This is a genomic window from Marinomonas arctica (genome assembly GCF_003259225.1).
Lineage (GTDB): Bacteria > Pseudomonadota > Gammaproteobacteria > Pseudomonadales > Marinomonadaceae > Marinomonas > Marinomonas arctica.
In genome coordinates, this window is sequence record NZ_QHJF01000005.1 from 293,075 (window position 1) to 300,807 (window position 7,733).

A 7,733-nucleotide genomic window follows, 5' to 3' on the forward strand; every position below is an offset into this window, starting at 1 on the left:
ATTTATATGATTTTTGAAAAAAAACAACACCCTCAATACGACAAATCAGTATTTAAACATACCTAATTGCCCAATTATCATGCAGAGCGCACTAAAAAAAGACACGCAGATGCATCACTTAACCGATTTATCAAAACCGGTTAGAATCCCATCTGGATGCAAGCAAACTTTTCCCGTCGCTACAGAATTCAACCAAGTTGCCTCCTCCTCGGCAGACAAATACCAATCCCTACTTTCACCTTCTTCAGAAAAACCTAAAGCTTTGTTATAAAGATCCTGACGATAAACTTGCTCAGCTATGCGATTGAGTGACTCAACCTCACCCAATTGCTGCCAGCGATACATTTGCCCCATGATCCACAGGGCATAACTTGGCAAGGGCTTGTTAATATTACGGCCAGAAAAACGCTGATACGCTTTCATAGGCCAATCAAACTGGCCTTTGGGCTTAATGGCACTAAAGCCATAGACTAATTGCTCAACCGTACAATTGAGATAATCTGGATGACTCAATATGCTTAACAGTTCAGACTGATTATTCGCTTCATCCACCCACAAACAGGCTTTTTCTAACGCCCGAATAATAGCAAGGTAGGTCGCTTGATTTTGCTCCGCCCAAAACGAGTTCACGCCAAATACTTTTTCCGGTGTACTGCCCCAGATTTCATAACCTGTCACCAGCATGTGACCGACGCCCTGTTCAACCGCCAAACTGTTCCATGGCTCTCCAACACAATAGCCATCAATTCCCCCTAGTTTTAAACTGTCGAGCATTTTTACAGGAGGAACCACAATAATTTGAACGTCTTTGTCAGAGTCGATGCCGGCTCGGCTCAACCAATCCCGTAATTGATAATTGTGGGACGAATAAGGATACACAACAGCAAAGCGCAGAGGCGCCAGCTCAGGGGAGCGACGATCAATCAACCTTTTTAAAGCCACACCTGTGCGGATGTCCGTAGATGAGTCTGCAAGACTCTGCAATTGTTCATATAAAGCATTACCAATGGTGATGCCGTTGCCATTATGACTGACCGTAAAACTCGTCTGCATGGCGGTTTTTATGGTGCCAATACCCAGACTGGCGGCAATCGGCATGGACGCCAACATATGGGCCCCATCTAATAAATTGAAAGTAACCTTGTCACGAATACTGGCCCAAGAAGCTTCTTTCGATAACTCAACGTTCACACCTTCATCCAGAAAAAAACCTTTTTCCTGAGCAATAACAAAAGGGGCACAGTCGATTAACGGAATAAAACCAATGCGGACAGGCACGGCGTTCTGAATGATATTTGTCTCCATCTGACTCATTTTGATCCTCCCATCAATTCCATTACCGAGATAATATTGCGCGCTACGTCCGTCATACGCTGACTGCGATCCATGGCTAATTTTCTCAGCGCTTGATAGGCAGCGGGTTCATCACATTGTTGATGTTTCATTATCAGCCCTTTTGCTTTGTCGATGAGCTTTCGGTCTTCAAGCTGGCTTTTTACCGACTCTAACTCTGACCTCAACGCCTGAAATTCGCGGAATCGAGCAATGGCAACTTGCAGCAAAGCTTTCACGCTACCACTGTTCACACCATCGACTACATAAGCACTGACGCCTGCACGAATCGCGGCTTCTACGTGCCTTGAGTCATCTTCTTCAGCAAACATAACAATGGGACGAGGATTATCTTTGGTAAGCCGAGACATATTTTCCAACATATCACGGTCCGGAGATTCAATGTCAATAATCACCATATCAGGTTGGAATTCCGTTACCGCCTCGGTTAAATGCTTCGCATTTTCCAAGCGTCTGATAACACGATAACCACTATCAATCATGGCTTGCTCTACAATAGCGGCTCGTGCTGGCTCATTGTCAACCAGCATCACGGTCAGCTCTTTTTTTGGGGGTGAAGGCATGATGCATTCTCTTCAAAGCGTAAAGAGACCTTTTCACGACGTCTTGAGCCTTGTCGTTACGCAATGGTCTCGAAAAGTTATGCCCAAATAAGATGCAAGATATGCGCCATTCAGAAACACACAGCGCTCATCAAATAAAAACAAAAAAGACCCTATATCAGGGCCTTATGTGAGGGAGGCGCAGCATTCAAAGAGTAACTGCGACCCAAAAATGAGCAGGGGAATTCAACTAGGGGCACATTACTGCACGGAATGACGAGCCTGCGCTAATAACGCCAACGCTAATCTGTCTTTGGTGTTGGTTTTTTTAAAAATAGACGTCAGGTGCGCTTTTACTGTTCGCTCTGTTATGTCCATCTCAAGAGCAATTTGTTTATTCGATAATCCCTTTGCAATAAACTGGGCCACATCCAATTCACGTTCAGACAAGTCTTCTAATTCACGGTCATAAGAGGTGGCGGTGGCGGCGGATTGCATAATAAGCTGCTGAATGAACGCTTTCCCCCCCCAAATTTCACCAGAGTCGACAACCGATAATACCAAAGACAATTGCTCTTTCCCTATGTAAGGAGCGCACTGCCCGCTCACACCGACTGAGAACAATCTCAAAGCCGCTGATTGACTTGATTGATTAGGAAACACTATGACTTTTTGTTTGGGAAAGACGGATCGCAACGCAACAACGTCTTCGACCTGCTGGGAAAATGTTTGGTCTTCCAAGTAAACAAAACAATAACTAAAATCTGTGGGTGCTTGTGTTAGCAAATCATACACCCCCGTTCGATCTTCAACCCGAACTAATCGCGTATCAGCAGCCACAACCTGACACCAATGCTTCCATACGGCTTCGTCTGTATTCCAACACAAAATCTTCAAAATAAGCCTCGTCCCATCAAGTGCAATTTTATTATTCTAACCAGCAAATAAGAATGGATTGTTAACATTTGTTAACAACTCGCCTCGCTTCCAGAATTTTTTGTAATTAGCGCTCACGAAGGGCATTTTGCTGTGCCTTTAAAATAGGTTTCAGCAAATAATCCAATAAAGTTTTCTTCCCCGTGATGATGTCAACCGTTGCCTGCATACCCGGAATAATAGGCAATGGTGATGCCTCCGTGCCTAAATGATTTTTATCTGTTTTTACTCGCACCAAATAAAAGCTGTTGCCTTCCTCATCCAAAATAGTGTCTGCACTGATATTTTCCACCACCCCAGGCAGACCGCCAAAAATAGCAAAATCATAAGCAGATAACTTCACCATCGCCTTAAAGCCTGGCTGTATAAAACCAATATTTTCAGGACGAACTTTTGCTTCGATCAACAAAGAGTCCTCAATTGGCACAATTTCCATTAAATTCATACCAGGCTTGATAACACCGCCGACCGTATTAATTTGCAGCTGTTTCACAATGCCTTTCACCGGCGAGCGCACTTGTGTTCTGGACACTTTGTCTTCCAGTGACACACTCGCCTCTCTTAGTTGGTCTAACTTACTACGTACATTCGTCAGTTCTTCTTGAGCATCGGCACGAAATGTTGCTTCACTTTCTTTTAGTTTACTTTGTGCTTCTTTTAATGCTGAATTTGCTCGAGGAATGGCCAGCTGGGTGGCATCTAGGTCGCCTTTTAGCTGGTTCACTTGTCGCTCAAGTTGCAGCAACTCCACCCGAGACACTGCTCCTTGCTCAAACGCTGGTCGCGTCAAGGTTAATTCTTCTTTTGAAAAGGCATAACTCTGTTTCAAGTTGTCCAGTTTTGCCTGAAGTTCCACAATCTCTTGTTTCTTTTGCTCTATTTGTTGTTGAAAACTCACCTGGTTAGTACGCAACGAATCCAAGCGGTTACGATACAAATCCAATTCTCGTTGCACTACCAAGGGGGCATCTTTTATCATGGTCGCATCGAATTCAGGTTGAACTCCATCAGATTCTGCTTTTAAGCGAATCGCGCGGGCTTGTAAATTAATCACTTCTGCTTGCTGCTCGCGTAAAGAAGATAAGGCTTCAGTGTTTTCAATCGTCATTAAAATTTGACCACTCTCGACGACTTGACCAACCTGAGCGTTTATTTCTTTTAAAATCCCCCCTTCAAGGTTTTGAATCTGCTGAACCTGGCTAGACGGAATCACCTTGCCTTCTCCGACAGTGACTTCATCTAAAGAGGTATAATGAGCCCAAATTAACGCCGCCGTGACAAAAATAAAAATCACCCAAAGAATGATTCTTCCCCCCCTTGGGGCTTTCAACATCAAGGCGGCATTTCGATCCGTCAAATACTCTAAATCATGTTGTGATATGGTTTTTTTATTACTCATTGTTAACTGACCTTCAACTTGCCTTGGCGGAGAGCTTCATGCACTTGCGCTTTTGGACCATCAGCAATTAAGCGACCGTTATCCATGACGATAATGCGATCAACCATGTCTAGCATAGAGGCCTTGTGTGTGATTAAGATAAGTGTCTTATCTTTTACTCCCTCCATTAAACGTCGCTTCATCCTAGACTCCGTCGTATTGTCCATGGAAGCGGTTGGCTCATCTAAGATAAGGATTGGCGGATCAAACAATAAGGCTCTTGCAATCGCAATGCTTTGTCGTTGACCACCAGACAACGACATGCCTCGCTCACCAACAATACTGTCCAAGCCACTCGGTTTACGGTTGGCAAACTCTGATACACCGGACAGATCTGCAGCTCGGATGATGGCACTGTCGTCCATATAAGGGACCCCCATCACGATGTTGTCTTTAATAGACCCATAAAATAAATTCACATCCTGAGAAACGGCACCAATATTGCGACGTAAATCCGTCGGATTCACTTGCCGTAAATCCACACCATCGATTCTTATGGCGCCACTGTCTGGGGCATAAAGCCCTGTCATTAACTTACCAAGCGTCGATTTACCCGAGCCGATACGACCAATAATGGCGACTTTTTCACCTCGCTTAATATTAATATTAATAGCGCTTACGGCGGCTTGCTCTTGCTCTGGATACGCAAAATTCACCGCTTCAAACTGGAACTCGCCCTTAAAGACTGGACGATGGACAAACTTCACATTGTCCGGTTTTTCTACCGGAGAAGACATGATTTCATTCAAAGACGTAAAGGCTGACTTGGCTTGATTGTAACGAGTCGCTAGACTCGCCACCTGCCCCATAGGACCAAGAGCTCGACCCGTTAGCATCACGGCGGCCACCAAAGCCCCCATACTCATTAGGCCTTCCGATATTTGGTAAACGCCGACGATAACAATGATCACCGTCGTTAGTTGCTGAGCCACCATGGCAAAAGAAGAAGAAGATTGCGATAACTGTCGTGTTTTTACCCCCCAATCCGCGATATTCCCCACCGCATTTTCCCACTGTTTCTGCAACACGCCTTCTGCGTTATTCAGTTTCACACTTTCTGCGTTATAGAGACTTTCAATCAACACTGCGTTTTTTTGCGAGGCGGTTTTTTGACTTTCTTCAATAGAACGACGTAATGGTATCTGAATAATCACGCTATAAAGCAGTATCAGAAAAATGGTGATGATAGGAATGTAGCCTACAGGACCACCAATCAACCAAATCACCCCGATGATCAAAAACATAAAAGGGATGTCAACGAGTGTGGTAATGGAAGCCGAGGTAATAAAATCTCGAATGCTCTCAAACTCCTGCAGATTTTTCGCAAACGCCCCGACAGACTTTGGTCTAGACGCCATAGTAATGTTATTGACCTTTGAAAAAATGGCCGCAGAGATCAAGATATCGGATTTTTTTCCTGCTATATCAATAAAGTAGGCTCGCAATGTGCGCAATAGAAAGTCGAATAAATAGACGACAGCGGCACCGATTGCTAAGACCCAAAGTGTATCAAACGCATTATTTGGCACCACTCGGTCATACACGTTCATGACAAACAACGGACTGGCAACCGCAAAAATATTAATCAGTAATGACGCAATGAATACATCTCGGTATATTCGCCAAGACCCTGCAATTGTCCCCCAAAACCAATGCCCTTTTTTATGTTCAGCTTCATCATTCTTTTCGGAACGTTTATCAAACTGATAAAGAGGACGAACAAAAAAACAATACCCAGTACACGACTCCTCGAGCGTCTGAAAAGGCAAAGTAATTTCTCCTTCGCCTGATTCTGGTCGCAATATTTTCACCATGCCTTGTGTCTTATCGACTTCAAGTAATATGCAGGCCTGTTGATCTTTCAACAAAAGCACAGCAGGTAACACCATATCCGGGATTTTCTTTAAAGGCCGTTTGACAAAACGTGAACTGATACCGATGCGCTGAGCCGCACGCTGAAACAATGCCGGCGTCATGTCATTGTCAGTAAGAGGTAAGCCCGCAGCAATGCCATCAGCAGTATACGGATTATGAAAGTATTTACTTAATAACACTAAGCAGTCTAAAAGCGGATTAGGGTACTCCAAAGTGGCATCGTGCGTATTCCATTGACGCCCACTTGCTTTGGCATCCTCGCCTTTTAATGTTTCTGCTCTTCCCTCGCCAGACTCGTTAATGACGTCATTTTCTTCATAAGAATCATTTTCTAAAGGTGACGAAGAGTTCTGTTCTGAACGACCAGAGTCAGACATACTCTATATTCTCCTACGGGTATTCATATAAAAAGTGCGAAAATCTGGTTTACAAACCGAAGCACATTAGCTCTGGCCTAGAATAGTGTTTATTCAGTAATATGGGAAGTGAACAAATCACCTAGCTACAAATTGAAACATACAAGGAAATCAATATGCTATACGCAAAAGTCAACGCTAATGGCGAAATCATCGATGTGGCTACCTCCCAATCAGAGGAGTATAAACTCTTAGTTGCACCGAATGAGCCGACTGTTGCTAGCATATTGGAAAAAAAATTCGCCACATCTGATACCAGCACTCAAGAAATACTAGCCAGCTCAGATAGCGATATGATGCGGATTTTAGAAGATTTAATCGATCTTTTGACAGAAAAACGCCTAATACAATTTACCGAGCTGCCTATCGCCGCTCAGAAAAAGCTATTAAGCAGAAAATGGGTTCGTGGCGTACACAACCACCATGACGACAGCTTAATGATAGACAACATCAACGAAGGCGACGATGACGTATTAATTTAATACACAAATAAGACAAGCCTCCATGTTGAGGGATTATCGAATCGTTCAACAGCATCGCTTGTCTTACCTTAATTATTAACCTATCAACACGTCAACCAAAGCCCAGGGCGAGAGCGTGAATGTTTTTCAACCAACTTAGTCAGTTGACTTGCTGATAAGTCTGGCGCTATCTTACGCCTTTTTAAGGGGTGATTTCTGGACATTGACGCTTTTTCTCAACATTTCAAGGATATTCAAGACCCTCGACAAACCGCTAAAATCACCTACTCTCTGTTTGATGTTCTATTTTTATCGATTTGCAGTGTGATTAGCGGAGCGTCTGGCTGGGAGGATATTGAAGATTTTGGAGAAGCACACTGCCTCTGGTTACAGGAAAAAGGGCTTTTTCCTCAAGGTGTGCCCACTCACGACACCATTGCTCGTATCATTTCTCGACTCAACACCACTCAGTTTCGACAATGCTTTATCGGCTGGGCGAAATCTGTCTCAAAACGAACCTCTGGGGAAGTCATTGCCATCGATGGCAAAACTCTAAGAAGCTCTTATAACCGAGATAATCGTCAATCTGCCATTCACATGGTCAGTGCCTTTGCCACACAAAACGGTGTCGTCATGGGGCAAATGAAGACAGAAGAAAAATCGAATGAAATCACCGCTATTCCAGCGTTATTAAGACTTTTGGACATTAAAG

7 protein-coding genes are annotated in these 7,733 nt (G+C 43.9%); 2 read left to right on the top strand and 5 right to left on the bottom strand.

The window, feature by feature from the left end; genetic code table 11:
• Positions 1-114: 114 nt before the first annotated feature.
• The 5 genes from DK187_RS04860 to DK187_RS04880 form a co-directional block, all read right to left on the bottom strand.
• Positions 115-1,314 carry a CmpA/NrtA family ABC transporter substrate-binding protein gene (locus DK187_RS04860; protein ID WP_111606203.1) on the bottom strand — a complete coding sequence of 400 codons (1,200 nt, stop codon included), beginning with the start codon at positions 1,312-1,314 and terminating at the stop codon, positions 115-117.
• A complete protein-coding gene (locus DK187_RS04865; RefSeq protein ID WP_111606204.1) occupies positions 1,311-1,916 on the bottom strand; it encodes an ANTAR domain-containing response regulator in 606 nt (201 codons plus the stop codon). The genes DK187_RS04860 and DK187_RS04865 overlap by 4 nt, the downstream gene beginning before the upstream one ends.
• A 240-nt stretch (positions 1,917-2,156) precedes the next feature.
• A complete protein-coding gene (locus tag DK187_RS21210; RefSeq protein ID WP_188322971.1) occupies positions 2,157-2,792 on the bottom strand; it encodes a response regulator transcription factor in 636 nt (211 codons plus the stop codon).
• A 106-nt stretch (positions 2,793-2,898) separates the two neighbouring features.
• Positions 2,899-4,230, bottom strand: a complete 1,332-nt coding sequence (locus DK187_RS04875) for an HlyD family type I secretion periplasmic adaptor subunit (RefSeq protein WP_111606205.1) — start codon at positions 4,228-4,230, stop codon at positions 2,899-2,901.
• Positions 4,231-4,232: 2 nt separating this feature from the next.
• Complete coding sequence (locus DK187_RS04880) at positions 4,233-6,521, bottom strand: type I secretion system permease/ATPase (RefSeq protein WP_111606206.1); 2,289 nt, start codon at positions 6,519-6,521, stop codon at positions 4,233-4,235.
• A 155-nt stretch (positions 6,522-6,676) separates the two neighbouring features.
• Between DK187_RS04880 and DK187_RS04885 the strand changes: the two genes are divergently transcribed.
• Positions 6,677-7,042, top strand: a complete 366-nt coding sequence (locus DK187_RS04885) for a hypothetical protein (RefSeq protein ID WP_111606207.1) — start codon at positions 6,677-6,679, stop codon at positions 7,040-7,042.
• Positions 7,043-7,237: 195 nt separating this feature from the next.
• On the top strand, positions 7,238-7,733 hold a 496-nt coding region (locus tag DK187_RS04890), incomplete at its 3' end, for an ISAs1 family transposase (protein WP_239494810.1).